The 25,752-nt window shown below is 43.5% G+C and carries 31 protein-coding genes and 1 pseudogene; 25 read left to right on the forward strand and 7 right to left on the reverse strand.

Features of this window, described 5'->3' with window-relative positions; translation table 11 throughout:
• Window positions 1–156 precede the first annotated feature (156 nt).
• Both KHA99_RS25420 and KHA99_RS25425 read left to right on the forward strand, forming a co-directional pair.
• Window positions 157–1,119, forward strand: coding sequence for an MBL fold metallo-hydrolase (locus KHA99_RS25420; protein WP_213120278.1), 963 nt, complete (start codon window positions 157–159; stop codon window positions 1,117–1,119).
• A gap of 35 nt (window positions 1,120–1,154) precedes the next feature.
• The gene (locus KHA99_RS25425; protein WP_213120279.1) at window positions 1,155–1,949 is read left to right on the forward strand and encodes an SDR family NAD(P)-dependent oxidoreductase; all 795 of its coding nucleotides are present in this window, start codon (window positions 1,155–1,157) and stop codon (window positions 1,947–1,949) included.
• A 39-nt stretch (window positions 1,950–1,988) separates the two neighbouring features.
• On the opposite strand, the gene KHA99_RS25430 is transcribed toward KHA99_RS25425, so the two are convergent.
• Window positions 1,989–2,180 carry a YqzH family protein gene (locus tag KHA99_RS25430; RefSeq protein ID WP_213120280.1) on the reverse strand — a complete coding sequence of 64 codons (192 nt, stop codon included), beginning with the start codon at window positions 2,178–2,180 and terminating at the stop codon, window positions 1,989–1,991.
• Between the two features lie 159 nt (window positions 2,181–2,339).
• Between KHA99_RS25430 and KHA99_RS25435 the strand changes: the two genes are divergently transcribed.
• Both KHA99_RS25435 and KHA99_RS25440 read left to right on the forward strand, forming a co-directional pair.
• A complete protein-coding gene (locus tag KHA99_RS25435) occupies window positions 2,340–3,599 on the forward strand; it encodes a Y-family DNA polymerase (protein ID WP_213120281.1) in 1,260 nt (419 codons plus the stop codon).
• 166 nt (window positions 3,600–3,765) lie between these two features.
• Complete coding sequence (locus KHA99_RS25440) at window positions 3,766–4,101, forward strand: YolD-like family protein (protein WP_213120282.1); 336 nt, start codon at window positions 3,766–3,768, stop codon at window positions 4,099–4,101.
• Between the two features lie 42 nt (window positions 4,102–4,143).
• Here the strand turns inward: KHA99_RS25440 and KHA99_RS25445 are convergent, their stop codons facing one another.
• Window positions 4,144–4,350 (reverse strand): CDGSH iron-sulfur domain-containing protein, encoded by a 207-nt coding sequence (locus KHA99_RS25445; protein WP_213120283.1) that lies wholly within the window; start codon window positions 4,348–4,350, stop codon window positions 4,144–4,146.
• Between the two features lie 274 nt (window positions 4,351–4,624).
• On the opposite strand from KHA99_RS25445, the pseudogene KHA99_RS31445 reads away from it, so the two are divergent.
• Window positions 4,625–4,831, forward strand: a pseudogene (locus KHA99_RS31445) (iron-sulfur cluster biosynthesis family protein); the annotation flags it as partial.
• 21 nt (window positions 4,832–4,852) lie between these two features.
• On the opposite strand, the gene KHA99_RS25455 reads toward KHA99_RS31445, so the two are convergent.
• The 3 genes from KHA99_RS25455 to KHA99_RS25465 all read right to left on the reverse strand — a co-directional run bounded on the left by KHA99_RS25455 (window position 4,853) and on the right by KHA99_RS25465 (window position 6,969).
• A complete protein-coding gene (locus KHA99_RS25455) occupies window positions 4,853–5,773 on the reverse strand; it encodes an alpha/beta hydrolase (protein ID WP_213120284.1) in 921 nt (306 codons plus the stop codon).
• 88 nt (window positions 5,774–5,861) lie between these two features.
• Complete coding sequence (locus tag KHA99_RS25460; protein WP_213120285.1) at window positions 5,862–6,002, reverse strand: hypothetical protein; 141 nt, start codon at window positions 6,000–6,002, stop codon at window positions 5,862–5,864.
• A 61-nt stretch (window positions 6,003–6,063) separates the two neighbouring features.
• Window positions 6,064–6,969 carry a hydroxymethylglutaryl-CoA lyase gene (locus KHA99_RS25465; protein ID WP_213120286.1) on the reverse strand — a complete coding sequence of 302 codons (906 nt, stop codon included), beginning with the start codon at window positions 6,967–6,969 and terminating at the stop codon, window positions 6,064–6,066.
• Between the two features lie 127 nt (window positions 6,970–7,096).
• Between KHA99_RS25465 and KHA99_RS25470 the strand changes: the two genes are divergently transcribed.
• Both KHA99_RS25470 and KHA99_RS25475 read left to right on the forward strand, forming a co-directional pair.
• A complete protein-coding gene (locus KHA99_RS25470; RefSeq protein ID WP_213120287.1) occupies window positions 7,097–8,278 on the forward strand; it encodes an acetyl-CoA C-acetyltransferase in 1,182 nt (393 codons plus the stop codon).
• Between the two features lie 106 nt (window positions 8,279–8,384).
• Window positions 8,385–8,636: a YqkE family protein gene (locus KHA99_RS25475; RefSeq protein ID WP_213120288.1), complete on the forward strand. Its 252-nt coding sequence runs from the start codon at window positions 8,385–8,387 to the stop codon at window positions 8,634–8,636.
• Between the two features lie 26 nt (window positions 8,637–8,662).
• Here the strand turns inward: KHA99_RS25475 and KHA99_RS25480 are convergent, their stop codons facing one another.
• Both KHA99_RS25480 and mciZ read right to left on the reverse strand, forming a co-directional pair.
• Entirely contained in the window at window positions 8,663–9,574 is a 912-nt protein-coding gene (locus tag KHA99_RS25480) for an aldo/keto reductase (RefSeq protein ID WP_213120289.1), read from the reverse strand.
• Between the two features lie 65 nt (window positions 9,575–9,639).
• The gene (gene mciZ / locus KHA99_RS25485) at window positions 9,640–9,771 is read right to left on the reverse strand and encodes a Z-ring formation inhibitor MciZ (RefSeq protein WP_213120290.1); all 132 of its coding nucleotides are present in this window, start codon (window positions 9,769–9,771) and stop codon (window positions 9,640–9,642) included.
• Window positions 9,772–9,845: 74 nt separating this feature from the next.
• Here mciZ and KHA99_RS25490 point away from each other — a divergent pair, with 74 nt between their 5' ends.
• The 18 genes from KHA99_RS25490 (at window position 9,846) to lysA (ending at window position 25,726) form a co-directional block, all read left to right on the forward strand.
• Window positions 9,846–10,397, forward strand: coding sequence for an NUDIX hydrolase (locus KHA99_RS25490; RefSeq protein ID WP_213120291.1), 552 nt, complete (start codon window positions 9,846–9,848; stop codon window positions 10,395–10,397).
• Window positions 10,397–11,563, forward strand: coding sequence for an endonuclease Q family protein (locus KHA99_RS25495; RefSeq protein ID WP_213120292.1), 1,167 nt, complete (start codon window positions 10,397–10,399; stop codon window positions 11,561–11,563). Before KHA99_RS25490 ends, KHA99_RS25495 begins: the two co-directional genes overlap by 1 nt.
• Window positions 11,564–11,687: 124 nt before the next feature.
• Window positions 11,688–12,329, forward strand: a complete 642-nt coding sequence (spoIIM, locus tag KHA99_RS25500; RefSeq protein WP_213120293.1) for a stage II sporulation protein M — start codon at window positions 11,688–11,690, stop codon at window positions 12,327–12,329.
• Window positions 12,330–12,440: 111 nt separating this feature from the next.
• Window positions 12,441–12,932 carry a ferric iron uptake transcriptional regulator gene (gene fur / locus KHA99_RS25505; RefSeq protein ID WP_213120294.1) on the forward strand — a complete coding sequence of 164 codons (492 nt, stop codon included), beginning with the start codon at window positions 12,441–12,443 and terminating at the stop codon, window positions 12,930–12,932.
• Window positions 12,933–13,155: 223 nt separating this feature from the next.
• A complete protein-coding gene (locus KHA99_RS25510) occupies window positions 13,156–13,383 on the forward strand; it encodes a YqzK family protein (RefSeq protein ID WP_213120295.1) in 228 nt (75 codons plus the stop codon).
• 4 nt (window positions 13,384–13,387) lie between these two features.
• Window positions 13,388–14,281 (forward strand): site-specific tyrosine recombinase XerD, encoded by an 894-nt coding sequence (xerD, locus tag KHA99_RS25515; RefSeq protein ID WP_213120296.1) that lies wholly within the window; start codon window positions 13,388–13,390, stop codon window positions 14,279–14,281.
• A gap of 264 nt (window positions 14,282–14,545) precedes the next feature.
• Window positions 14,546–15,730: a phosphopentomutase gene (gene deoB, locus KHA99_RS25520; RefSeq protein ID WP_213120661.1), complete on the forward strand. Its 1,185-nt coding sequence runs from the start codon at window positions 14,546–14,548 to the stop codon at window positions 15,728–15,730.
• Between the two features lie 33 nt (window positions 15,731–15,763).
• Window positions 15,764–16,582: a purine-nucleoside phosphorylase gene (locus KHA99_RS25525; RefSeq protein ID WP_213120297.1), complete on the forward strand. Its 819-nt coding sequence runs from the start codon at window positions 15,764–15,766 to the stop codon at window positions 16,580–16,582.
• 26 nt (window positions 16,583–16,608) lie between these two features.
• Window positions 16,609–17,913 carry a pyrimidine-nucleoside phosphorylase gene (locus KHA99_RS25530; protein WP_213120298.1) on the forward strand — a complete coding sequence of 435 codons (1,305 nt, stop codon included), beginning with the start codon at window positions 16,609–16,611 and terminating at the stop codon, window positions 17,911–17,913.
• Between the two features lie 122 nt (window positions 17,914–18,035).
• Window positions 18,036–19,226: a D-alanyl-D-alanine carboxypeptidase family protein gene (locus KHA99_RS25535; RefSeq protein WP_213120299.1), complete on the forward strand. Its 1,191-nt coding sequence runs from the start codon at window positions 18,036–18,038 to the stop codon at window positions 19,224–19,226.
• Window positions 19,227–19,356: 130 nt separating this feature from the next.
• The gene (gene spoIIAA, locus KHA99_RS25540; RefSeq protein WP_213120300.1) at window positions 19,357–19,707 is read left to right on the forward strand and encodes an anti-sigma F factor antagonist; all 351 of its coding nucleotides are present in this window, start codon (window positions 19,357–19,359) and stop codon (window positions 19,705–19,707) included.
• Between the two features lies 1 nt (window position 19,708).
• On the forward strand, window positions 19,709–20,149 hold the full coding sequence (gene spoIIAB, locus KHA99_RS25545) for an anti-sigma F factor (protein ID WP_213120301.1): 441 nt from the start codon (window positions 19,709–19,711) through the stop codon (window positions 20,147–20,149).
• A gap of 12 nt (window positions 20,150–20,161) precedes the next feature.
• Window positions 20,162–20,920 (forward strand): RNA polymerase sporulation sigma factor SigF, encoded by a 759-nt coding sequence (gene sigF, locus KHA99_RS25550; RefSeq protein ID WP_213120302.1) that lies wholly within the window; start codon window positions 20,162–20,164, stop codon window positions 20,918–20,920.
• Window positions 20,921–21,140: 220 nt separating this feature from the next.
• Window positions 21,141–21,761 (forward strand): stage V sporulation protein AA, encoded by a 621-nt coding sequence (locus tag KHA99_RS25555; protein WP_213120303.1) that lies wholly within the window; start codon window positions 21,141–21,143, stop codon window positions 21,759–21,761.
• Window positions 21,751–22,173, forward strand: coding sequence for a stage V sporulation protein AB (locus KHA99_RS25560; protein WP_213120304.1), 423 nt, complete (start codon window positions 21,751–21,753; stop codon window positions 22,171–22,173). Before KHA99_RS25555 ends, KHA99_RS25560 begins: the two co-directional genes overlap by 11 nt.
• A 27-nt stretch (window positions 22,174–22,200) precedes the next feature.
• Window positions 22,201–22,803 (forward strand): stage V sporulation protein SpoVABEA, encoded by a 603-nt coding sequence (gene spoVAEA / locus KHA99_RS25565; RefSeq protein ID WP_213120305.1) that lies wholly within the window; start codon window positions 22,201–22,203, stop codon window positions 22,801–22,803.
• Window positions 22,763–24,247: a spore germination protein gene (locus KHA99_RS25570; RefSeq protein ID WP_213120306.1), complete on the forward strand. Its 1,485-nt coding sequence runs from the start codon at window positions 22,763–22,765 to the stop codon at window positions 24,245–24,247. Before spoVAEA ends, KHA99_RS25570 begins: the two co-directional genes overlap by 41 nt.
• Window positions 24,248–24,421: 174 nt before the next feature.
• On the forward strand, window positions 24,422–25,726 hold the full coding sequence (lysA, locus tag KHA99_RS25575) for a diaminopimelate decarboxylase (RefSeq protein WP_213120307.1): 1,305 nt from the start codon (window positions 24,422–24,424) through the stop codon (window positions 25,724–25,726).
• Window positions 25,727–25,752 lie beyond the last annotated feature (26 nt).

Genomic DNA, 25,752 nt, shown 5'->3' on the forward strand with positions numbered 1-25,752 from the left:
ATTTGCCAATTTTTTGTTTTTTCGAAAAAGTTATGTAAAAATAATGACAATGGTGAATAAAATATGTACACTTTATTTTATTATTGGACGATACATAACTATCATGCTCTATGCATAATTATTCTTTATTCAAAAATAACGTTAGGAGTTTTTTAGATGACAGAATGGAACGACGGCGTTGCCAAAATTACACTGCCGACCCCATTTCCAGTCGGGGATGTCAATGTATATTTAATAAGAGGGGAACGGCTGACCTTAGTAGATGTAGGGCCGAAAACCGAAAAAGCGTGGAACTCCCTTACCCAGCAGCTGGCTGATTTAGATTTGCAGCCGCAAGATATTGAACAGGTAATCCTTACCCATCACCATCCGGACCATTGCGGTCTGCTTGATTTTTTTCCAGACGAACTTGATGTGTACGGCCATCCGTTGAATGAGCGCTGGATTCAGCCAACGGAAACATTTTTACAGGAACAAGAGGCTTTTTTCAAAGAACTGTTTGAAGAGTTTGGGCTGCCAAATGAGTATTTTCCGTTGACATCTTTTTTCAGGGAAGGCCATAGATACATATGCAATCGTCCGTTAACTGGCCAGCTTGTAGAAGGGATGAGACCGCTGGGCCTGTCGGAATGGCAGGTCATTGAAACACCAGGGCACGCCCAGAGCCAGATTGCCCTTTATCGGGAAAAGGATGGCGTTCTGATTGGCGGCGATTTGATCATCGCTCATATATCCCCAAATCCATTGCTCGAACCGCCGGCACCAGGGGAAATGGAGCGGCCAAAGCCGCAGCTGCAGCATAATCATTCGATGCAAAAATTACTGTCGTATCCGATTCAGGTGGTAAAATCCGGGCATGGCGAAGATGTCTACGAATTAGCAGAGCTTGTTGAGAAACGGCTTATCCGCCAGCACGAACGGGCGATGACAGTTAACAGCTGGCTGAAGGAAGAACAGCTGACTGTTTTTGACATCTGCAAACGGCTATTCCCGAGTGTTTATAAACGCGAATTGATGCTGACGATATCGGAAACCGTCGCCCAGCTTGACTATTTGGCATCCATCGGAGAAATTAGTAGTAAAGATACTCATCCCGTTCTTTATTACGCCAAGCTTTAAGGCGGGTGGGATGACCCTGATGAGGTGTTTTATTGATGAACGGACGATTGAAGGATAAAAATATTGTCATAACTGGGGCTTCCGGTGGAATCGGAGCAGAAATTGCCCGGCTTTGTGCCGCAAGCGGCGCCAATCTCGTATTGCTGGCCCGGAGCATCGATAAGCTTAAGCAGCTTGAAGTGGAGCTTGAAAAAAGGTATTCCGTTAAGGTCGAAGTGTTTCAGCTGGATGTAGCGGATACCGACCAAGTCGAGAAGGTCTTTGGGGATATTTTTGCGGTTATCAGCCATGTTGACATTATTGTCAATAACGCCGGCTTTGGGATTTTCCGCGAAGCCCATGAGGCATCGATTGATGAAGTTAAGGGCATGTTTGAGGTGAATGTTGTCGGGCTGATGGCGTGCACGAGCATGGTCTTGCCTAGGATGCGCGAGAGACGCTTTGGTCATATTATCAACATTGCCTCCCAGGCCGGAAAAATTGCCACTCCGAAATCGAGTGTCTATTCAGCGACCAAGCATGCGGTACTTGGCTACACGAACGCATTAAGGATGGAGCTTGATGACTACAACATTCAGGTAACCTCGGTGAATCCGGGCCCGATTGCCACGAACTTTTTTAACATCGCCGATGAACAGGGCACTTATGTAAAAAACGTCCAAAAATTCATGCTCCAGCCTGAATACGTTGCTCAGAAAGTTGTCGGCAGCATGCTGTCGAAAACGCGGGAAATCAACCTGCCGCGCTGGATGAATATGGGAAGTGTTGTTTATGTTCTGTTTCCAAGACTGTTTGAGCGGATTGGGAAGAGGATGTTAAATAAAAAGTAGATTTGTTTGGCCTCTATTGAATCAGAGGCTTTTTTTATTTTAGCCTGTTAAAAACTCATACACCATATCATTCACAACCTCATATAAATCCGCATCCGGATCTTCGTCCTTCGTTTGCAGAATCCGAGTAACCAGCTCCTCCAACTCTCTATCGCCAATCGGTGTAGAATCTGCCTCATAATACTGTTTAAAACAATTCTTAATCATTTTTACAATCAGCTTTTTATCCATTCACATGCACCTCACCTTCATTATATCGCTTTTTTGTACCTTAGCCAGATTTGGTAAGCCTTAAAAAATTTCCATTGAATACGAACGCATATTCGCTTAAGATAATAGATATAATACCAAGGAACAAACGTTCGAATTTTGAAACTGTGAGGGATAATCATGGTTGATTACAACACGCTACCACACAATAAAATTTTATGTGTCGACATGAAGAGCTTTTATGCCAGTTGCTCTGCCGTGATGCTGGGGCTTGATCCGCTCGACTGCTATATCGCGATTGTCGGCGACAGAGAACGGCAGGGGAGCGTTGTGCTTGCCGCTTCCCCAAGATTGAAAAAAGAATTTGGCATCAAGACGGGCTCACGGCTGTTTGAAATTCCAAACGATCCGCGGATTCGGCTGGTCGAACCAAAAATGGCCACCTATTTACGTATTTCAACAGAAATCTCCCGTGTGTTTAACCGCTATGTTCCAAAGGAAGCCATCCACACCTACAGCGTCGATGAAAGCTTTATTAAAGTGGACGGCGCTCTGCATTTGTGGGGCGATGCCCAGACGATTGCGAAAAAAATAAAGGACGATATTGAGCGGGAATTCCAGCTTCCATGCGCGGTCGGGATTGGGCCCAATATGTTGCTGGCAAAGCTCTGCCTTGATTTAGAGGCTAAGAAACACGGGGTTGCCGAGTGGACCTATGATGATGTGCAGACAAAACTTTGGAAGGTGTCGCCGCTTCGGGAAATGTGGGGAATCGGCAGGCGGGTTGAAAAAACGCTCAACGGCATGGGCATTTTTACGGTTGGCCAGCTCGCGCGCTATGACTTAGAACAACTGGAGAAGAAATTCGGTATCATGGGCAACCAGCTATATCATCATGCCTGGGGAGTCGACCTTTCCGATTTGGGTGCGCCGATTATCGAAGGGCAAATTAGCTTTGGAAAAAGCCAAATCCTGCTGCGGGATTATAAAGACGAAGAGGAAATTAAGCATGTCATTTTGGAGATGTGCGAGGAGGTTGCCAAGCGAGCGAGAACACGGCGGAAGGCGGGGCGGACGGTCAGCCTTGGCGTCAGCTACAGCCAGGATGAATTCGGCGGCGGCTTTAACCGCTCGAGAACCGTCCAGCAGCCGACCAATGTCACGATGGACCTTTACCGTGTCTGCCTGGAGCTATTTCACGAGCACTATAACGGCAAAACCGTCCGGCAGATTTCCATTGCGCTTAGCAATATTGAGGACGACTGCGAGCTTCAGATTGATCTGTTTGACATGCGGGCTTACAAAAGGCGAGAGCTTGGCTATGTAGTAGATGCGGTCCGCAGACGCTTTGGTCCGGGTTCGCTGCTGCGCGCTGTTTCCTATACCGCCGGTGGAACCGCCAAGCATCGGGCCACGCTTGTGGGCGGGCATAAGATGTAAAATAACTGGTTTGCGCAAGTAAAAGCGGATTATCCGCGAGTAAAGTCAGGCTATCCGCAAATAAGAGCAGGCTATCCGCAAGTAAGACCAGGTTATCCGCAAGTAAAGCTAGACTATCCGCGAGTAAAGTTCACTGAACAGTAATAAGAGAAAGAAGGCGAGGCAAATGATTCGCGACCGTGGCAGAATTAAATGGACGTCGATGATGCTGCCTGAGCATGTAAAAATGCTCAGGGATTGGGTGAAGGAAGATCAGTATGAACAGCAGAAAGAAATGGATGAGCAGCAGCTTGAGCTCATGAACGAAATCTTGGCAGAGGCCATCGAATTTGACCAGTACGTGACAATTACCCATTATCGGAACCGAAATTATGAAATCGTCATTGGTAAAATCCATTATTGGGACGAAATCGTGCACAGGCTGCATGTGATTGATCGATTTCAAGAAGTGCACCGCATTCCCATCGATACTATTGCTGACGTTCGAATGACGAACATATAAAAGAGCGACTCCAACTAGAAAGCCGCTCTTTCTTCACCTTATTTATTCTTCCTTAGGCACCCGAACTTGAGACTCAAAATTCCCTTTATGCGAACCATCGCAGAAAGGTTTGTTTTTACTCATTCCGCACCGGCAAAGAGAAAAGGATGGTTTCGTCGTATACACATTCCCTTCTCCATCCAACAATTCCACATCGCCTGTAATTCTAAGTGACCCATTATCGTTAACTTTAATAGTAACCTTTGACATCCGAAGCACTCCTTTAAAAATATTCTTATTATCCATGAGAATAACTGGTTTAATAGGGAAATGCAACCAAATGGCACCGAGCAAAATAAAAACAGCCCGAACCAACATATGCTACAATCATCATATGCCTAAATGAGGGGAGTGTGTTAGCATGGAAATCATCATAACCGAAGAGGCTGCCAAAAAAATAAATGAGCGGGTAGCGGGACGTGAAGGCTATTTACAGCTTAAATACGATACGGATGGTTGCGGCTGAGCAGTCAGTGGTGTTGCCGCTCTGTGGTTCACAGGCGAATTAGACGATACTGAAGTTGAAATTGAAACGAATGACAGGCCAGTGTATATCGAAAAACACAAAATGGTGTTCTTCGACGAGCAAATGAAAATTGATTTCTCGACAACCAGTAATTGCTTTCAGTTAAAAAGTCCGCAGCAAATCCTGAACGGACGAATGAGCCTCGTCCTAAAAGAAACAGACTGATCCATTATGGACAGTCTGTTTTTAGCTTGGGTAAGCGTAGTGGACATATTTTTCCAAAAATTCATCCACGACCCGCTTATAGTCATCCGGGTTTTCGTTAAAGGATTGGGCGTGAACGCCTTCCTCTGCAATATAGAGCATTTTCGGGCCTTGTTTGTGTTCGAATAAATCATGGGTCATCGATGGCAGAATATAATCATCCTTCTGGCTATGGATAAATAAAACCGGATGCTTGATGTTTTCGATAGCCGAAATCGGCGAAACATGGCGGATGGAATACTTATCGCGCAGGCGAAGGAAAGCATCCCCAATCGGAAGCAGCAGCCCTGGAAAAATTTTAAAATCCCTTTTAATGAGATGGGCAACCTGCTCTTTAAAGTCAGAAAATGGACAATCAGCGATGTAAAAATTGGCCCCGTCTTCAAGAAGTCCAGCATATAGCAGCATCGTTGCTGCCCCCATCGATTCCCCGTGAATCCCAAGGAGCAAGTCCGGTCCCTTTTCTTGTTTAAGCCAGTCGACCACTGCTTTTAAATCAAATTTCTCGTAATGGCCATAGCTGGTGGTTTTGCCGCCGGATTCCCCGTGGCGGCGATGGTCGTAAATCAAGGTATTAAAACCGCGCTCGAGGAACAGGTTCATGTATTTCACAGAATTCATTTTGTTTTCCGTTACGCCGTGCGAAATAATCACATAGCGGTTGGTCTGATGCGGTTCCACAAGCAAGGCTTTGATTGTATAGCCGAACGGAGAAGGGATATCCACATCCCGTTTAGGCAGGGACTCAAATTCATCGGGATTGAACCTGCCCGCCTCCTTTTCCCGCTTTAAAATGAAATCCTCATCTTTCTTCTTCATATACATGATTCGGTTGGTAAAAAACAAACCGATAGCGAGCCAAAAAAATAACAAAATAAACAGGGTTCGAAAGGCCTTCTTCAAACTTGGCACCTCCAGAAGGTTGGTAATCCATATTTTAACATAAGAAAAGCCGCGGCATCTAATGGGCGGCTTTGAATGAAAGGCATGATTATGATTCTGCGTTTTGGCGCTTCGTCGGATGAAGGGCTTTTTCCATTTCTTCTGCAGCAATCATCCGTTTGCCGCCCCCGCTTGAGTCCGCGTAGTTTTTTCCTTGCATGCTGTTCCCTTTATCGCGCTTTTGGCTCATGAATAAATCTCCCTTCGATGGTCTTATCATCTATAAGATGCTTAAACACAGGGGCATTTATTCACGAGACGGTTTGGCTATGAAGACTGAAATAGCCGCTTGTGATTTCCCTGGAGATATGGGGACGGACGATTTCAATGGCATCGACAAGCTTTTGGAGATCAATTCCTGTATCTATTCCCATCCGCTCGAGCATGTAAACGACATCTTCTGTTGCAGTATTTCCGCTCGCGCCCGGGGCAAATGGGCATCCGCCTAGCCCGCCGGCAGATGTATCAAAGCGGTTTACGCCTGCTTGGAGGGAAGCAAGGATGTTAGCCAGCCCAAGTTTTCTGGTGTCATGGAAGTGGGCAGTAATAAGGGTTTCTTTAAACTCCTCTTTAATTTTTGAAAATAACGAGTAGGCTTCGTGTGGCGCAGCCATTCCAATCGTATCGGCAACGCTTAGTTCATCGGCTCCGGTCTCGACAAATTCCCGGCATAGCTTCAATGCTTCTTCCTCTTCGATTTTACCCTCATATGGGCAATAAAAAGCGGTCGAAATGCAGGCACGGACAAAATAATTTTTTTCCTTAAGCTCTTTAATAATCGGTTTTAATTCAGTCATGCTGTCAACAGTTGATTTGTTGATATTTTTTTGATTAAACGTATTGCTAACGCCGACAAACACAGCGACGGCTTGACAATTGGTGGAGTATACCCGGTCAATTCCTTTGCGGTTTGGAGCTAGGACAATGTTTCTTGTTTCCTCATCAAGGCTGTCGGCCACAATTTCCGCTGCATCGCCCATTTGCGGCACCCACTTCGGCGATACAAAGGAGGTGAGTTCCATTTCTTTAAGTCCCGCGTTTCTCAAAGCAGAAATAAATTGTTTCTTAATTTCTGTCGGCACAAACAATTTTTCATTTTGCAGGCCGTCGCGCGGCCCAACCTCAATTATGGTTACTTTTTTCGGTAAAGTCAGCATTTCGTTCCCCCTCGTCCTGTCATAATTTCATTGTAAAGGGGTCGATTTTTTAAAAGCAAGAATTTTAACAAAAATGGTAATTTTCTGTGTTAAAATAAGATGAGTAATTTGATTAGGGGGAGAGTTAATGACTGAAGTTGTAATTGTTAGCGCTGTCAGAACCGCGCTTGGCAGTTTTAATGGTGGATTAAAAAGTGTAAGTGCACCTGAGTTAGGAGGAGTTGTCATCAAGGAGGCACTTCAGAAGGCAGGCGTGAAACCGGAGCAGGTCGATGAAGTGATTATGGGTAATGTCCTTCAGGCTGGCCTTGGGCAAAATCCTGCTAGGCAGGCGGCATTTAAAGCAGGAATCCCAGAAACTGTTTCCTCGATGACTATAAACAAAGTGTGCGGATCAGGTTTAAAAGCTGTGCACTTAGCGGCACAGGCTATTTTGGCAGGAGATGCTGAAATTGTGGTCGCCGGCGGAATGGAGAATATGAGTCAGGCACCGTACATATTAAAAAATGCCCGCGAAGGCTTTAAAATGGGTGACCAAAAGCTGATTGACACCATGACATCAGACGGACTTACTTGTGTATTCAATGACTATCATATGGGGCTCACAGCGGAAAACCTAGCGGAAAAATATTCGATTACAAGAGAAGCGCAGGATGAATTTTCCGCATGGAGTCAGGAAAAGGCAGTGAAGGCGATAGAAGAAGGACGGTTTAAAGAGGAAATCGTTCCGGTTGTGATTCCGCAACGAAAGGGCGAGCCGGTTGTATTTGCCGTGGATGAATATCCGAAAAAGGGTACCACTGTGGAAAAATTGGCTGGGCTGCGTCCTGCTTTTAAAAAGGACGGTACGGTAACAGCGGGAAATGCATCTGGCATTAATGATGGTGCTGCAGCCTTAGTGGTGATGAGCAGGCAAAAGGCGGATGAACTTGGGTTAAAGCCGCTAGTAACTATTAAGGCAAATGCCAGCGCTGGAGTGGATCCAAGCATCATGGGCATTGGCCCGGTTCCGGCTGTGAAAAAAGCATTAGAGAAGGCTGATGTTTCCTTGGAAAAGCTTGAGTTAATCGAAGCAAACGAAGCTTTTGCGGCGCAATCGCTGGCTGTAGACCGTGAACTTCAGTTTAACAAGGAAATCTTGAATGTAAACGGTGGTGCGATCGCGCTTGGACATCCAATCGGTGCCAGCGGGGCACGGATCCTAGTTACCCTGATTCACGAGATGAAGAGGAGAAATGCCCAGTTGGGTCTAGCAACATTGTGTATAGGCGGCGGCCAGGGGGTCGCGACGGTTGTGGAATTGGCATAATATAATTAAGCAGGCTGACCTTAGAGGGAGCCTGCTTTTTGCATGATTTAAGTGAGTGCAGGTTGTATAATAAAGAAAAAGCAGTTTTTGAAGGAGCATCAAACCTATGAAGAAAAAACAACAACAACCTAAACGTCAGCCGAAAAAAGACGATGCTGCAGTAACGCTTAAAGACATGATGAATCCCGATTTAATAAAAAAGTTAAAAGAACAGCAGGAGCAGCTAAAAGCGGAAGAAGATAGAAAACGCGAGGAAGAAGAGCAGAGAAAACGGGAAGAAAGAAGATTAAAAGAAAAGAACAAATCCTTTGAAGAGCTGTTAAATGAGAGCGGCATGAATTGGAAGGAATTTAAATAAAAGGAGAGCAGTGCTCTCCTTATTTATTACCGATGCTCCAAATAAACACTACCCTTAGTCAGTTCTTTAATTACCGAAACCTCCTCATCGGTCAGCGGCTGACTTCTAACCACAGCAGCATTGCTTCGAATCTGTTCCACGCTGCTCGCACCCGCCACAACAGAGGCAACCGCAGGATTAGCAAGATTATATTGTAACGCTACCTCTGTAAATGAACGGCCTATGCCCACTTTTTCCTTCAATCGAGGCAAAACCTCACTCAATTCATCTAAACTATAATCGAGATACCCTTTCCCAGAAGCTTTGTCCAAAAGTTTATCACTTAACAGCCCTTTGGCCAGCGGTCCGCGTGTGACAACGCCCACGCTATGTTCAGCCAATAGCGGCAATGCCTCTTCCTCCGGACGGCGGTCAAGGATACTGTACTGCATCATCACCGAAACAATATGTGATTTCTCTACATATTCACGGATGACATTCGGACGGATTGAGGAAATTCCGTAATAGCGGATCACTCCTTCAGAAACTAGTTCCTCAAACGCTTCTATTGTTTCATCGATTGGGTCATCAATCGTGCCACCATGTAATTGATAGAGATCAATATAATCTGTTCCGAGCCGTTTCAGACTGTTTTTTACCGCTTCTTTGATATAGACCTTTGAAGGATCCCACGTCCAGCTAGAATGATCCGGCTTCCAGCGGTTCCCGACCTTCGTAGCGATAATCACCTTTTCGCGGACACTTTTTAACGTTTTCCCGACAATTTCTTCGTTAACCCCAAAATCATATAAGTCCGCGGTATCGAAATAATTGATCCCTTCCTCAAGAGCGGCTTCAATAATTTCGTGGGCCGCTTTTTCATCAGTTCCAATTGACATACAGCCAAGTCCAAGTTCCGTCACATACAAGTCAGATCTACCCAACCTTCGCTTCTTCAAATAAATCCCCCCGTTCTTTTTCTATAATTTTAATCAAGAACGGGGGAGACTACAAACAACAGGATTCATTTTTGCTTGACGTTTTGCACCCAGTCGGAAACATTCTCAAACTCTTTCCGATATTCCTTTAGCTTTTGCAGTACTTCCCAGCCTTTGCCGACAAGGATAATCCCCTTTTCATGCACATACACCTTCATCCCATACGCCTCCCAATCAAGTATGGTAAAATGTATGACGTGAATGAACCGGACTAGAACAGGAGTTGACGATAATGAGCAAGCTTGAGGAAAAAACACTTAAAAGCGAAGAAATTTTTTCAGGGAAAATCATCAGCCTTCACTTACAGGAAGTGGAACTGCCAAATGGAAAAACATCGAAGAGGGAAATTATCAAGCATCCAGGGGCGGTAGCTATTTTAGCCGTTACCCCTGAAAATAAAATCATCATGGTCGAGCAATATCGTAAAGCAATAGAACGAACGATCGTGGAAATTCCTGCTGGCAAGCTTGAAAAAGGCGAAGAACCGGATGCTTGCGCCCGCCGGGAATTGGAGGAAGAGACCGGCTACGTGTGCGAAAGCCTTGAGTTGCTTACATCTTTTTTTACCTCGCCGGGCTTTGCCGATGAAATTGTCCATGTTTACCTCGCAAAAGGCTTAACGAAAAAAGAAGATTCCGCAGCCCTTGATGAGGATGAGTTTGTCAATTTGGAAGAATTGACGCTGGAAGAAGCCCTTCAATATGTGAAAGAACAAAAGATTTATGACGCAAAAACGATTTACGCAGTCCAATACTTACAACTACAAGAGGCGTTGAAGAAATAATGAACCGCTATTATGTGGATTTACATATTCATATTGGCCGGACCTGGACGGGCAAGCCTGTTAAAATAACCGGCGCCAAATCTCTTACATTTACAAATATTATTGAACATGCACGCCATGTAAAAGGGCTAAACATGGTTGGAATCATTGACAGCCATTCTCCGGAAGTCATTTTGGAAATGGAGAGCTTAATTCAAAGTGGAGAGGTTTATGAGCATAAGGATGGGGGCTTGATATTTGGCGATTTGACCGTCATTCCGGGCTCGGAATTGGAAATTTATGATGAAAACTGCCACGGCCCGATTCATCTTCTTTGCTACTTCCCAACACTCGCTGTCATGCGGGACTTTTCTAATTGGCTGTCGGGCCATTTGAAAAATATTCAGCTCAGCTCGCAAAGGATTTATATCACCGGTATGGAGCTGCAGAAAAAGGTCAAAGAAATGGGCGGTATATTTATTCCGGCGCATGTGTTTACACCATTTAAAAGCCTTTACGGTAAAGGGGTTAAAAAGTCTCTCTCAGAGGTCCTTGACCCGAACTTGATAGACGGAGTTGAGCTTGGTTTAAGCTCTGACACACAAATGGCTGACCAGTTAGGCGAACTGCACAATTATACGTTTGTGACTAACTCGGATGCCCATTCCTTGGCAAAAATTGCCCGTGAGTATCAGGTGGTGGAAATGGAGGAGCCAACCTTTAAGGAACTATTTAAGGCCTTAAAGGGTGAGGATGGGCGCAAAATAATTGCTAACTTCGGATTGGATCCACTGCTCGGCAAATACCATAAAACCGTTTGCGCCGAGTGTTTGAATCCGCTTCAGGAAGATGACCAAATTTGTGATTTGTGTGGTCATAGCAAAATCATTAAAGGAGTGGCCGACCGAATCCTTGAATTAAAAACTGCTGAAACGAGCCCGCCCGGACGTCCGCCTTATGTTCATCAGGTGCCGCTCGAATTTATCCCCGGCCTGGGCCCGCGCATGCTGGAAAAACTCGTCAACCACTTTGGCAGCGAAATGGCAATTTTACACGAGGTTCCTTTTGAAGCATTAAATGAGGTCGTTCCTGAGAAAATTACGGACCTCATCATGAAAGCGAGAGAAGGAAAAGTAAATCTCGCTGCTGGGGGCGGCGGGAAATACGGAAAAATTGCGGATCAATAAAGAAAAAACTCGACAGTCTTGAAAGCTGTCGTGTTTTTTTATGGAATCTATCAATTTTAATCATAGAAAAACTAGACTGGCATAGAATGTATTAATCATTAGCAAATGCCAGGAGGAACCGCAAATGAAAAAACGTTTGTACCCATCCAATGTAGTAAGTTTCCGTGAGCATTCCTCAATTTTCTTATTTATTGTTGTGTTGTTTTTTATGGGTGTTATTTTTGGCGCAATTGTCGTCAATAGTATGAGCTTTACACAAAAGGAAGACTTATTCTATTATTTATCGCAGTTCTTTGGACAAGTCTCCACAGAAAACGCAGGCGAGAACAGCGATTTGTTCTTGCAAAGCTTCCTTCATAATAGTAAATTCATAGGATTAATTTGGATTTTGGGAATTTCCATTATCGGGCTTCCTGTTATTCTCATTCTTCTGTTTGTCAAAGGAATGGTGGTAGGCTTTACAGTTGGGTTCCTGGTCAGCCAAATGGGCTGGAAAGGGTTTCTGCTGGCGGTCTCCTCGATTCTGCCGCAAAACCTGATTATCATCCCAGTCTTTATTATCATGGCGGCCTTGTCAGTTATTTTTTCATTGAGAATGATTAAGAAACAATTTATGAAGCAGTATGCAAAGCCTTTAGCACCTTTACTGAAGGGATATATTTTCGCCCTCATCGCGGCGGTCGTGTTTATTTCAGCAGCGTCAGTCGTTGAAGCGTATTTATCACCATGGCTGATGAAAACCATGATTACATCAATCAGTATATAATAATTATTAAATAATAATATATATAAACTCCACTTTATAATAATTTTATTTTGAATCTCCTTTCTCATCTGTTATAATGTGAAATAACAGTGGCGTGGGAGGGGCTTCAGGATGGAAACTAGAATTGAGAGAATAAAGAAGCAGTTGCATTCAGCAAGTTATAAGCTAACACCTCAGCGTGAAGCAACCGTCAGAGTTTTATTGGAAAATGAAGAGGATCATTTAAGCGCGGAAGATGTGTACCTCCTCGTTAAAGAAAAATCGCCTGAAATAGGCTTGGCAACTGTTTACCGGACTTTAGAATTATTAACGGAGTTAAAAATTGTCGATAAAATAAATTTTGGTGACGGAGTCTCCCGTTACGACCTCCGCCAGGAAGGTGCAGCCCATTTTCACCACCACCTTGTTTGTATCGAATGTGGTGCTGTTAGTGAAATTCAGGAGGACTTACTGGAAGATGTCGAAGCAGTGGTAGAAAAGAGATGGAATTTTAAAATAAAAGACCATCGACTTACCTTTCATGGTATCTGCCATCGCTGCCAGGATAAAGACAAAGACGAAGAACCAACCAAACAGAATAAGATCAAACAGTCCTTTGAATGAAAAGGGCTTTTTCTTTTTTAGCTAATAAGAAAGTGTAAAATATTTAAAATTTTACACTTTCTTAACGCATAAATTCAACTACGCCTCATGAACCGTCCTAACGGACTCGCCAATAGACGAACTTTCATTTAAATGAGCATGCGAAAACCCGATGCAGCAAGGTATAAAACCTGTCCAATTTGGCATACCTTGTAATAGAAAACTATTTTTGGGGGAACGTAAAATGCTCTCTTTTATGAAAATCATTCTGCAAACCGTAAAGGTATTTATCATATTCACAGGGTGCACGATTCTTTTTTATTATGGTATCATGTGGGTATCTGAAGAATATCAAAATTATCACCGCTACGACGAACCGGAAGGAACGGCGCTTAAGGTCTCAAATACAATGAGCGAAAGCGATTCTTCTCTAGTAGACCGGCTGATCTTTTTTTATTTAAATGGGGAGTAAGGCAATGGAACAGCATTTACAGGAATTCAAGCAATATATGGGTGTTGAAAAAAGACTTGCCCAAAATACATTGCTGTCATACGAGCGCGATTTAAAAAGCTACTTGGACTATTTACACAAGGTAGAACTGATTCCTTCATTAAATGATGTCCAGCGGGTACATATCATTCATTTTTTGGAATATTTAAAGGAGCAGGGGAAGTCTGCTAAGACATTGGCAAGACATATTGCTTCCATTCGCGCATTTCATCAGTTTTTATTAAGAAGTAAAGTGGTTGAGGATGACCCTACCGTGCAGATTGAAACACCGCGGATGGAACGGTCGCTTCCGAAGGTGTTAACCCTTAAGGAAGTGGAACAGCTGTTAGATACTCCTAAAACCAATGACCATTATGGTTTAAGAGACAAGGCTATGCTTGAGCTTCTTTATGCGACAGGAATTCGCGTCAGCGAGCTGATTGACTTGGATATCGAGCATGTCCAATTGACGATGGGGTTTATCCGCTGCAGGGGCAAAGCGGATAAAGAGAGGATCATCCCCATTGGCAAAACGGCTGCCGACGCCATCAAACACTATCTTGAACAGGGTAGACCCCATTTTGTCTCCCTAAAACATGCTGATAATGCCCTATTTTTAAATCATCAAGGAAAGCGCCTCTCTCGTCAGGGCTTTTGGAAAATTTTAAAGAAATTGGCGCTTGAAGCAGGTATTGATAAAGAGCTAACACCGCACACATTGCGTCATTCCTTTGCAGCACACTTGGTTGAAAATGGCGCTGATTTGCGTGCCGTCCAGGAAATGCTCGGCCATGCAGATATCTCGACAACACAAATTTATACTCAGGTTACGAAGCCTCGTTTGACTGATGTTTATCGGAAATTTCATCCGAGAGCTTAATAGATTGATAGATTCATAAAAATGTCATAAGCTGCCGAAAAAATGGGCAGCTTTTTCCTTGTAATTTTCCCTGCATTTAGTAAAATAAAAGAGGTCAGACTTCTGACGAATGCTCGGCTGCTTTTTTAGAGTAATAGAGCCTAAATTGGACAACATATAGTTGTGAATTGCTTCTTTTTTAGAAGGTGTGAAAACGTTATCAATGCTGTGTGGCCGGTTAACAGGTGGCCATAGCCGGTGAACATTAAGGAGGAAAAGAGTAAAATGGCGGCTAATACATATAAACGTATTTTTATTGTCGTGATGGACTCCGTAGGTATTGGTGAAGCCCCTGATGCCGAAAAATTCGGCGACAAGGGTGCCGATACGCTTGGACATATCGCGGAAAAAATGAACGGGCTCGACATGCCCAACATGGGGAAGCTAGGTCTGAGTAATATTCGTGAGCTAAAAGGAATTCAAAAGGCGGGAAAACCTCTTGCCTTTTATACGAAAATGAAGGAAGCTTCCAACGGGAAAGATACCATGACGGGACATTGGGAAATCATGGGTTTAAATATCAAGACACCATTCCGCGTCTTCCCAGATGGATTTCCAGAGGAGCTTGTTTCAGAACTCGAACAGCGGACAGGAAGAAAAGTAATCGGCAATAAACCGGCAAGCGGAACGGCAATCATCGATGAACTCGGCGAAGAGCATATGAAAACAGGCTCATTAATCGTCTATACGTCGGCCGATTCCGTCCTGCAAATTGCGGCCCATGAAGAAATTATTCCGATTGAAGAGCAATATCGTATTTGTAAAATAGCCCGCGAATTAACCCTGGATGAAAAATATATGGTTGGAAGAGTCATTGCCAGGCCGTTTGTAGGAGAACCGGGCAGTTTTAAACGGACGCCGAACCGCCATGACTATGCCTTAAAGCCTTTTGACAGAACTGTCATGAGTGAATTAAAGGATGCGGGCTTTGATGTGATAGCAATTGGAAAAATATCCGACATTTTTGATGGTGAAGGTGTAACCAAATCATTAAGAACGGTTTCGAATATGGATGGGATGGATAAGTTGGTTGAAACCTTTGATATGGACTTCACGGGCATCAGCTTTTTAAATCTTGTTGACTTTGATGCCCTGTATGGCCACCGCCGCGATTCGGAGGGGTATGGCCGTGCCCTGGAGGAATATGATGCCCGTCTTCCTGAGGTATTTGCCAAAATGAAGGAAGATGACCTGTTAATAATTACGGCGGACCATGGAAATGATCCTGTCGCCCCCGGAACAGACCATACCCGTGAATATGTGCCACTCCTTGTCTACTCGACAGGTAAACAAGCGGGCCGTGAGCTTCCTTTACGGGAAACCTTTGCCGATATAGGTGCAACCGTTGCTGAGAACTTTAACGTGAAAATGCCGAACTATGGGAAAAGCTTCTTAAACGAATTGAAATAATGAAATGAATGTTTCTAAAAAGGGTGAATGAGGATGAATTACGAAAATATTCAAAAGGCAGTCAGCTTTTTAAGAGAAAAATATGTGAGTGCCCCGAAAATAGGTCTTATTCTAGGATCAGGTCTCGGCGTACTGGCTGAGGAAATCGAGCAGCCGGTCAAAATACCATATCGTGAAATTCCTGACTTTCCAGTTTCAACTGTCGAAGGCCATGCCGGCCAGCTTGTGTTTGGTCTGCTTAATGGTGTTGAGGCTGTCGCGATGCAGGGCCGGTTTCACTTCTACGAAGGTTATAGCATGGATAAAGTAACCTTTCCAGTAAGAGTGATGAAGGAACTGGGGGTCGAGATTTTAATTGTCACGAATGCCGCCGGTGGGGTAAATGAAAGCTTTACGCCGGGCGACTTAATGATTATTACCGACCATATTAATAATATGGGCACAAACCCGCTGATTGGCCCAAATGACAGTCATTTCGGTGTCCGCTTCCCGGATATGTCGGAAGCCTATACAAAGGAATTGAGGACAATGGCTAAGGAGATTGCTTCAAGGTTAAACATTGAGGTGAGGGAAGGTGTTTATTTCGGAAATCCCGGACCTGTTTATGAAACACCTGCTGAAATTCGAATGGTTCGCACTCTTGGCGGGGATGCGGTTGGAATGTCAACTGTGCCGGAGGTCATCGTTGCTCGTCACAGCGGCATGAAGGTGCTTGGCATTTCCTGCATTTCCAATATGGCAGCGGGGATTCTTGACCAGCCTTTGACCCATGACGAGGTTATCGAAACAACGGAAAAAGTAAAAGCAAATTTCCTTCTGTATATTAAAGAAATTGTAAAGAGTCTTGCATAATTTTGATGGTAAAGTGGTGAATAAAAATGAGAATGGTTGATTTGATTGAGAAGAAACGTGACGGACATGAACTGTCTACTGAAGAGATTAATTTTATCATTCAAGGCTATACCGAGGGATCCATCCCTGATTATCAAGTAAGTGCTTTTACCATGGCGGTTGTTTTTCAAGGTATGACGGAAAGGGAACGGGCTGATTTAACGATGGCGATGGTGAAATCAGGTGATCAGATTGACTTATCGCAAATCGAGGGAATCAAAGTCGATAAGCATTCAACTGGAGGAGTGGGCGATACAACGACACTAGTTCTCGGCCCACTTGTGGCATCAGTCGGTGTTCCGGTTGCGAAAATGTCCGGACGCGGGTTGGGGCATACTGGGGGAACCATTGATAAACTAGAATCAGTGGCAGGCTTCCATGTGGAAATTGACAGTTCAGAATTTACCGAGCTGGTGAATAAAAATAAAATTGCTGTCATTGGTCAAAGCGGGAATTTGACGCCTGCGGATAAGAAACTGTATGCGCTGAGAGATGTAACGGGAACTGTTGAAAGCATTCCGCTGATTGCTAGCTCGATTATGAGCAAAAAAATTGCCGCTGGTGCGGACGCGATTGTTCTTGATGTGAAAACAGGAGCAGGCGCATTTATGAAGACCCTTGAGGATTCAAGGGAATTAGCTCGTGCGATGGTCGGAATCGGCAACAAGGTTGGCCGGCGAACCATGGCGGTGATTTCCGATATGAGCCAGCCGCTCGGATTTGCCATCGGGAATGCTTTGGAAGTGAAGGAAGCGATTGACACCTTAAGGGGCGAAGGTCCTGAGGATTTAACCGAGCTGTGCCTAACCTTAGGAAGCCATATGGTGTACTTAGGAGGAAAGGCACATTCACTAAAAGAAGCGCGCTCCTTATTGGAGGAGGCAATCCAAAACGGGTCGGCTCTTGAAAAATTAAAGATATTCTTAAGCTCCCAAGGCGGAGATGCAACTGTAGTCGATAATCCGGAAAAGCTGCCACAGGCAAAATATACGTTTGAACTGGAAGCCAAAGAGGACGGCTATGTTTCCGAAATTATTGCTGATGAAGTAGGTACGGCAGCCATGCTTCTCGGGGCAGGCCGGGCAACAAAGGAATCTGTGATTGACCTCGCAGTTGGCCTCGTCCTTAGAAAGAAAATCGGCGACCAGGTAAACAAAGGTGAATCCCTAGTCACCATTTACAGCAACTTCGAAGACATCAAAGAAGTATCAGAAAAGCTTTATGAAAATATTAAAATCGCTTCGTCCAAAGTAGAAGCACCGACCCTCATATACGAAGAAATAACGGAATAAATAAAGCCTTAGGCGGGTGTCAGGCACCATGTGAAATTTTCACGTGGTGCCTGACACCTTTTTATGTATAAAGTTGGTAATTTTGGAAAAAATGTTGGCTATAAAGATTGGAGGGTTTTGCGATGAAGCGTCGTTTAGTCTATTTAATAGTTATGCTATTTATGTTTACAAGTTTAGGGGGGCCTCATGCCTTTGCGGCGGAGGAGAAAAAAGCGGAGGAAAAGCAAGGGACTGAGATTGTCACTGGTGTCCGTTCTGCTATTTTAATGGAAAGAGATACCGGAAAGATTCTTTATGATCAAAATGGCAACGAGAAGTTACCTCCTGCTAGCATGACAAAAATCATGACCATGTTATTAATCATGGATGAGATTGACAAAGGAAAACTGAAGTGGGATGAGAAAATCCGCACAAGTGAGTATGCCGCTTCAATGGGAGGCTCGCAAATTTTTCTTGAACCGGGCGAAGAAATGACCACCAAGCAAATGCTGCTAGGGATTGCCATCGGTTCAGGCAACGATGCTTCTGTTGCGATGGCCGAAAGAATTGGCGGTTCCGAAGAAGCATTTGTTGACATGATGAATGCAAAGGCGAAGGAACTGGGCTTAAAGCAAACTTTCTTTAAAAATACGACTGGCCTGCCAGAAAGCGGTCATTACAGCTCCGCACATGACATGGCCGTAATGGCAAAAGAATTATTGAAATATGAAGACATTACGAAATTCACGGGAATGTATGAAGCTTATCTCCGTGAAAATACGGATAAAAAATTCTGGCTGGTTAATACAAATAAATTAGTTCGTTTCTATCCGGGAGTGGATGGTTTAAAAACTGGATTTACGGCTGAAGCAAAATACTGCTTAACAGCAACTGCACAAAAGGATGGAATGCGAGTCATTGCTGTAGTATTTGGGGCTCCGACATCCAAGGACCGCAATGCCCAAGTCACAAAAATGCTTGACTATGCGTTCAGCCAATATCAAACACATCCAGTCTACAAACGGAATCAAACCATTGGTGAAGCAAAAGTAAGTAAAGGCCAGGACAAAACAGTCAAGGCTGTAACAAGCGAACCGCTTTCTCTTCTAACGAAAAAGGGAGAAAAGACCAAGGACGTGAAGCAAAAGATAACTCTTGAAAAGAAAATAAAGGCTCCCGTTCAAAAAGGTGATCGAGTAGGAACCATTAAGCTAATTAAAGATGGCAAGGTGGTTTTGGAAAGCCCTCTGGTCGCCAAAAGCACTGTCCAAGAAGCAGGTTGGTGGACCCTTTATAAACGTTCCTTCGGCATGTTTACAAAGGCTGGAAAATAAGGGGAATGTCGAATCCCAAAACGAAATCACTACTTTTAGCGAAAATCGACTATTTTTGTATGTTGAGAAGGAAATGAATGGACAAAAGGCGAATTGACTCACTATACCTGAATAAGGAGGACGAAGGATAGTGAGTCTTAACATTGATCTTGAAACAAAACACGATGTTTTACTGATTCGTTTAAGCGGAGAATTGGACCACCATACAGCTGATGAGCTTCGCGAAAAAGCCTCAAGCGAAATTGAAAACAATGGAATCCGCCACATTGTCTTGAATCTGGCACAACTAACCTTTATGGATAGCTCTGGGCTTGGTGTTATATTAGGCAGATATAAGCAAATTAAACAGGTGCACGGTGAAATGGTCGTTTGCGCAATTTCCCCTGCAATCCAAAGATTATTCGATATGTCGGGAATGTTTAAGATTATCAAAATGGAACCGACTGAAGAATTTGCATTGCAGAGATTGGGGGTGGCCTAACGTGAAGAACGAAATGACTCTTCAGTTTAGCGCTTTAAGCCAGAATGAATCCTTTGCCCGTGTAACGGTTGCTGCTTTTATTGCCCAGCTTGACCCGACTATGGATGAGCTGACTGAGCTAAAAACGGTTGTTTCAGAGGCAGTTACAAATGCAATTATTCATGGGTATGAAAATGACCCGAATGGAATTGTCTATATTTATGTTTCAATAGAGGATAGTTTCATTGAATTGTCCATTAAAGATAATGGATTAGGTATAGCAGATGTGGAAGAAGCTCGTCAGCCATTATTTACAACGAAGCCGGAACTTGAAAGATCCGGCATGGGCTTTACCATCATGGAAAATTTTATGGATGAGGTAGAGGTCTTCACACAGCCTGGCAGCGGGACCGAGGTTAGACTACGAAAGCATTTAAAATCCAGCAAAATGCTTTGCAATTAAGGAGACTTGCCGATGGATGTGGAGGTCAAAAACGACAAAAATCAAACGTATTTAAAGGATCATGAAGTCAAGGAGCTCATTCAAAGAAGCCAGGACGGGGATCAGGAAGCGCGCGATTTAATCGTTGAAAAAAATATGCGGCTTGTTTGGTCTGTTGTCCAAAGGTTCCTGAATAGAGGCTATGACCCGGATGACCTATTTCAAATCGGCTGTATCGGTCTATTAAAATCAGTTGATAAGTTTGACCTATCTTATGATGTCAAGTTTTCTACGTATGCTGTCCCGATGATCATTGGAGAAATCCAGCGGTTTATCCGCGATGATGGGACTGTTAAGGTCAGCCGATCGCTGAAGGAGATGGGGAACAAAATCCGCAAGGCCAAGGATGAGCTGTCGAAAACACTTGGTAGAATTCCAACCGTTAATGAAATATCAGAATACCTTGAGATATCACCTGAGGACGTCATACTTGCCCAGGAAGCAGGCAGGACACCTTCATCTATTCATGAAACAGTCTATGAAAATGACGGGGATCCGATTACCCTGCTTGATCAAATTGATGATGGGAACGACGGCAAATGGTTTGATAAAATCGCTTTAAAAGAAGCCATCCGCGAGCTTGATGAGAGGGAGCGGCTAATTGTCTATTTGCGCTATTATAAGGACCAAACCCAATCAGAAGTGGCAGTAAGACTGGGAATTTCCCAGGTTCAAGTTTCAAGACTAGAAAAAAAGATACTTCTGCAAATGAAGGACCGAATGGATCTCTAATCCATTTGGTCTTTTTATTTGGCTAATAGGAAAGTATAAATTTTTTCAAATTTATACTTTCCTAACGCATAAATTCAACTACGCCTCTGTCTTCGTCCTATCGGACTCGCCAATCGGCGAGTTTTCATTTAAAAAAAGCAATTCCATTTTTTGTTTTCATAAAAAGGCAGTTTTTACCCATACTACATATACGAGAAATCTTTGTGTGGGAAGTGATGTTTTGGAAAAAACAATCTACATTCGCATGCGGAATCGTGTTCATGTCCCTCCGGAGGGAAAGGTTTTATTAAAAGATGCTGCCCAGATGATTGCCACTGAAGAGGTCCTTCGTGATTTACAATCGATGGAGATTTACCAATTAAAAAAAGAGGACGGAAATATTGTTGTGATCGATATCATGAAAGTCATTCGGTTAATAACGGCCAGGTTTGAGGATGTTGAGGTCCAAACAATCGGACCGGCGCAGACAATTATTGAAGTAGTAGCCATGAAAAAAGGAGTTTCGATTCCTTTTTTTCTTTTAATATGGTTTCTTTTATTTTTCGGTTCGGCCATGACACTGATGAATTTTCATGATGATGTCAGTATGAAAAGTGTGCAGGAGAAAATCTACACAATCATTACAGGTAAGAAGGAAGCAAAACCGCTGCTTTTTCAAATTCCCTATTCAATTGGCTTAGGACTTGGCATGATTCTCTTTTTCAATCATGTCTTTAAGAAGAGAATTAATGATGAACCAAGTCCGCTCGAGGTTGAGATGTTTAATTATCAGATGGATTTAGATAATTATGTGATTCTCCATGAAAATAAAGAAAGTATGAAACGGGTTCATGACGATTAAAATTATTGCTGTTATGTTTCTGGGAATTGCTAGTGGGTTGGCCGTTGGCTCGGGATTTGTTGCATTTCTTACCGTTCTGGGGGTTATCCCCAGATTAACGCAGCTTACCAAAACGATGAAAATGATTTATCAGTATGAATGGGGAGTCGTTATCGGGGCCTTAACGGGAGTTTTTGCCAGCTTAAGGGACCCCGTATTGGATATATCCGCTTATTTCTTAATCCCCTTGGGGCTTTTTGGCGGTGTCTTTGTTGGGATGCTGGCTGCAGGTCTTACAGAGGCTTTAAACGTTTTCCCAATCCTTGCTAAGCGAATTCATTTAGATGGTAAGATTGTCATTTTAATAATGGCAATTGTTTTGGGGAAAATATTTGGTTCCATCTTTCAATGGCTTTACTTTGTCCATCATTAAAATCTTTAAAAGGAAGGACATCAAAGTATGAGCACCAAAAGGAATGTTATTTTAGTAACAGATGGCGATGAACACACCAGGAGGTCTTTAGAGCAGGTTGCCAAGACGGTCGGCGGACGCTGTATTACACAGTCCAAGGGAAATCCATCCAAATTATCGGGGCCGGAGATTGTCAAACTTATTAAGAAAGCACCCCACGACCCGGTTCTTGTTATGTTTGATGACAGCGGCATTGTTGGAGAAGGCGCCGGGGAGAAGGCCTTGAAATATGTGGCGGAACACGAGGACATCAATGTTCTCGGCGTCGTTGCTGTTGCAGCCAAATCTAGGCACGAAGAATGGACAAGGGTAGATGTAAGTATTGATCGGGACGGGGAATTAACACCATATGGAGTAGATAAATATGGTATACCTGAACTGGAAATAGGGAGACTAAATGGAGATACCGTTTATTGCCTGGATCAATTAAATGTACCGCTTATTGTAGGAATAGGGGATATCGGCAAAATGGCGAGACACGATTCCTACAAGCTTGGTGCGCCGATAACAGAAAAAGCTGTTGAACTTATCCTTGAAAGGAGTGGATTTTATGACGACACAATCCAAAGTGGAACATTGGCCGATTCCTGAATCAGTGAATGAAGTGGAAAACTACATGAAGCATAGTGTCGGCTTAGGGATAAGCTTTGATTTGGGCGTCAGGAAATTAACAATCTTAAAGAAAGAAATCCAAATCTACTATGTAAATGGTTTATGCGATACGATGTACATTATTCAATTGATCAAAGAGCTGGTCGGCATCAATAATCGTGAAAAGCTTTCTACTGACCTTTTTAAGCTAATTGAAAATAGATTAGTAAACCAATCGGTAGAGCAAATTACCCAGCTTGATCAATTGGTGGATAAGGTTTTATCCGGTTTAATTGCGGTTGTCATTGACGGTGAAAGCACAGGGTTTGCGATTGATGTCAGGAGCTATCCTGGACGGTCGCCTCAGGAGCCTGATACGGAAAAGGTAGTGAGAGGCGCCCGTGATGGATTTGTTGAAAATATTATTTTAAATACAGCATTAACAAGACGGAGAATTCGTGACGAACGGCTCCGCTTTGAAATGATTAAGGTAGGCAGGCGCTCAAAAGCAGACATTGCTTTAGGTTATCTGGAGGATGTGGCCGACCCTGATTTACTAAATATTCTAAGACAAGAATTAAATGCGATTGATATTGACGGAATTCCTATGGCGGATAAAACTTTAGAGGAATTTATCGTAAAACAAGGATTTAATCCATTTCCAATTGTCAGATATACGGAGCGGGCAGATGTTGCTGCTGCACATATATTAGAGGGACATGTAATTATTTATTGTGACACTTCACCAAGTGTTATTATTACACCTACTACATATTTTCATCATGTCCAGCATGCCGAAGAATTTCGTGAATCACCTGCAATGGGAACCTTCGTCCGTTGGATGCGGTTTTTAGGAGTTTCATCATCCATTTTTTTACTGCCGTTTTGGCTATTAGTGGTCCTAGAACCATCCTTGTTGCCGGAAAAAATCGCCTTTATTGGCCCAAATGAGCAGACTAATATTCCGTTAATTGTTCAGCTGTTCTTGGCGGATTTTGGGTTAGAATTTTTGAAGCTTGCTGCCATTCATACACCAACACCGCTGTCAACAGCAATGGGCTTAATTGCAGCAGTATTAATCGGACAAATTGCCATTGATGTCGGTCTTTTTGTACCTGAAGTCATTCTTTATGTTGCGGTGGCAGGTATCGGGACCTTCACTACCCCAAGCTATGAATTAAGTGTGGCCAATAAAATCGCCAGAATGCTCTTGATGTTAGCGGTAGCATTTTTCCATGCACCAGGTTTCATTATAGGCTCAACCATTTTTATTATCTTTCTAATTCATATGCGGGCGCTCAACACCCCTTATTTATGGCCGTTTCTTCCTTTCGAACCCAAGGGATTCTTACAGATTGTTTTCCGTCGTGCCATCCCGGGTGCTGCGCTTAGACCAAGTATTGTCCATCCGAGAAACCGTTACCGTCAGCCTCCAAATGGGTAAGTTTTTTCAAAACAAATTGCAGAATGTGCATAATTATGCTAAAGTGTTTAATTAAATAAAGGATTAAAGAAATAAAAATAGGCAGTTTCTAATGCGGATTCTGTCTATTTGTTTATTATTTTTACACGTTGTCTACATAGACTGTAGTGAGTCGTTACGGAGAGAGGGAAGGGAATGTATTTTTACGGTACAACAGGTGTAAATAAGGATGGGCATCTGGAAATTGGCGGTGTCGACGCAGTCGAGCTCGCGAAAAACTTTGGAACTCCCTTGTATGTTTATGATGTTGCTTTAATCAGGGAAAGAGCAAGGGGATTTAAACAAACCTTTGAACAACAAAATGTAAGGGCTCAGGTTGCATATGCCAGCAAGGCATTTTCGACTGTGGCAATGGTGCAGCTCGCGGAGGAAGAAGGTCTATCATTGGACGTTGTTTCCGGCGGTGAATTATATACAGCCATAACAGCTGGTTTCCCTCCAGAGAAGATTCACTTTCATGGAAATAATAAGAGCAGGGAAGAATTAGAAATGGCAGTGGACCAAAAAATCGGCTGCATTGTCGTTGATAATTTTTATGAAATGGAACTGTTAAAAGCAATCTGTTTGGAGAAACAGGTGAAGACAAATATTTTGCTGAGGGTCACTCCTGGCATCGAGGCTCATACCCACGATTATATTTTGACCGGTCAGGAAGATTCAAAATTTGGGTTTGACTTGCAAAACGGCCAAGCGGAAAATGCATTAACCGCCGCTCTTCCGTTTGAACATTTTAATGTGCTTGGCATCCATTGTCATATTGGTTCGCAAATCTTTGAAACAACCGGATTCATATTAGCAGCACAAAAAATAGTTGAAAAGCTGGCAGAATGGAAGGAACGTATTGGCTTTGAGTCAGAAGTTTTAAATCTTGGCGGCGGTTTTGGAATCCGCTATACAAAAGAGGACGAGCCGATTCCACCATCTCAATATGTCAGTGAAATCATTAAAGAGGTTAAAAAGCTGGCTGGCGAATATTTACTTAAAATGCCAGAAATTTGGATTGAACCAGGCCGCTCTCTTGTAGGAGATGCCGGGATTACTCTTTATCAGGTCGGAGCTTCCAAAGATGTTCCGGGTGTCCGGAAATATTTGGCGGTTGATGGCGGGATGAGCGATAATATCCGTCCGGCACTCTACCAGGCAAAATACGAGGCGGTCTTTGCCAACAGGCCGCTGGCACAAGCATCAGAAACTGTCTCGATTGCCGGAAAATGCTGTGAATCAGGAGATATGCTGATTTGGGATTTGCCATTGCCGGAGCAAGAGGATGAGGATATTTTAGCCGTATTCTGCACTGGTGCTTACGGCTATTCCATGGCCAACAACTATAACCGGATTCCACGTCCGGCAGTAGTTTTTGTCGAAAATGGAAAAGCCACCCTCGTCGTGAAAAGAGAAACATATGAAGATCTTGTAAGATATGATTTACCATTAAAATAATAAAACTGCCGCTCACGAGCGGCAGT

This window comes from Neobacillus rhizophilus, from assembly GCF_018343535.1.
In the GTDB taxonomy this organism is placed as follows: Bacteria; Bacillota; Bacilli; order Bacillales; family Cytobacillaceae; genus Neobacillus; species Neobacillus rhizophilus.

Coding starts and splice junctions, on each gene's coding strand:
- sigF (WP_213120302.1), top strand. CDS start 20,162: ATGGATGTGGAGGTCAAAAACGACAAAAATCAAACGTATTTAAAGGAT.
- KHA99_RS25510 (WP_213120295.1), top strand. CDS start 13,156: ATGCTCTCTTTTATGAAAATCATTCTGCAAACCGTAAAGGTATTTATC.
- KHA99_RS25495 (WP_213120292.1), top strand. CDS start 10,397: ATGAACCGCTATTATGTGGATTTACATATTCATATTGGCCGGACCTGG.
- KHA99_RS25560 (WP_213120304.1), top strand. CDS start 21,751: ATGACGATTAAAATTATTGCTGTTATGTTTCTGGGAATTGCTAGTGGG.
- xerD (WP_213120296.1), top strand. CDS start 13,388: ATGGAACAGCATTTACAGGAATTCAAGCAATATATGGGTGTTGAAAAA.
- KHA99_RS25460 (WP_213120285.1), bottom strand. CDS start 6,002: ATGAGCCAAAAGCGCGATAAAGGGAACAGCATGCAAGGAAAAAACTAC.
- spoVAEA (WP_213120305.1), top strand. CDS start 22,201: ATGAGCACCAAAAGGAATGTTATTTTAGTAACAGATGGCGATGAACAC.
- KHA99_RS25435 (WP_213120281.1), top strand. CDS start 2,340: ATGGTTGATTACAACACGCTACCACACAATAAAATTTTATGTGTCGAC.
- KHA99_RS25465 (WP_213120286.1), bottom strand. CDS start 6,969: ATGCTGACTTTACCGAAAAAAGTAACCATAATTGAGGTTGGGCCGCGC.
- spoIIM (WP_213120293.1), top strand. CDS start 11,688: ATGAAAAAACGTTTGTACCCATCCAATGTAGTAAGTTTCCGTGAGCAT.
- KHA99_RS25440 (WP_213120282.1), top strand. CDS start 3,766: ATGATTCGCGACCGTGGCAGAATTAAATGGACGTCGATGATGCTGCCT.
- fur (WP_213120294.1), top strand. CDS start 12,441: ATGGAAACTAGAATTGAGAGAATAAAGAAGCAGTTGCATTCAGCAAGT.
- KHA99_RS25535 (WP_213120299.1), top strand. CDS start 18,036: ATGAAGCGTCGTTTAGTCTATTTAATAGTTATGCTATTTATGTTTACA.
- KHA99_RS25470 (WP_213120287.1), top strand. CDS start 7,097: ATGACTGAAGTTGTAATTGTTAGCGCTGTCAGAACCGCGCTTGGCAGT.
- KHA99_RS25530 (WP_213120298.1), top strand. CDS start 16,609: ATGAGAATGGTTGATTTGATTGAGAAGAAACGTGACGGACATGAACTG.
- KHA99_RS25525 (WP_213120297.1), top strand. CDS start 15,764: ATGAATTACGAAAATATTCAAAAGGCAGTCAGCTTTTTAAGAGAAAAA.
- mciZ (WP_213120290.1), bottom strand. CDS start 9,771: ATGAAGGTGTATGTGCATGAAAAGGGGATTATCCTTGTCGGCAAAGGC.
- lysA (WP_213120307.1), top strand. CDS start 24,422: ATGTATTTTTACGGTACAACAGGTGTAAATAAGGATGGGCATCTGGAA.
- KHA99_RS25475 (WP_213120288.1), top strand. CDS start 8,385: ATGAAGAAAAAACAACAACAACCTAAACGTCAGCCGAAAAAAGACGAT.
- KHA99_RS25420 (WP_213120278.1), top strand. CDS start 157: ATGACAGAATGGAACGACGGCGTTGCCAAAATTACACTGCCGACCCCA.
- KHA99_RS25430 (WP_213120280.1), bottom strand. CDS start 2,180: ATGGATAAAAAGCTGATTGTAAAAATGATTAAGAATTGTTTTAAACAG.
- KHA99_RS25445 (WP_213120283.1), bottom strand. CDS start 4,350: ATGTCAAAGGTTACTATTAAAGTTAACGATAATGGGTCACTTAGAATT.
- KHA99_RS25570 (WP_213120306.1), top strand. CDS start 22,763: ATGACGACACAATCCAAAGTGGAACATTGGCCGATTCCTGAATCAGTG.
- deoB (WP_213120661.1), top strand. CDS start 14,546: ATGGCGGCTAATACATATAAACGTATTTTTATTGTCGTGATGGACTCC.
- KHA99_RS25490 (WP_213120291.1), top strand. CDS start 9,846: ATGAGCAAGCTTGAGGAAAAAACACTTAAAAGCGAAGAAATTTTTTCA.
- KHA99_RS25425 (WP_213120279.1), top strand. CDS start 1,155: ATGAACGGACGATTGAAGGATAAAAATATTGTCATAACTGGGGCTTCC.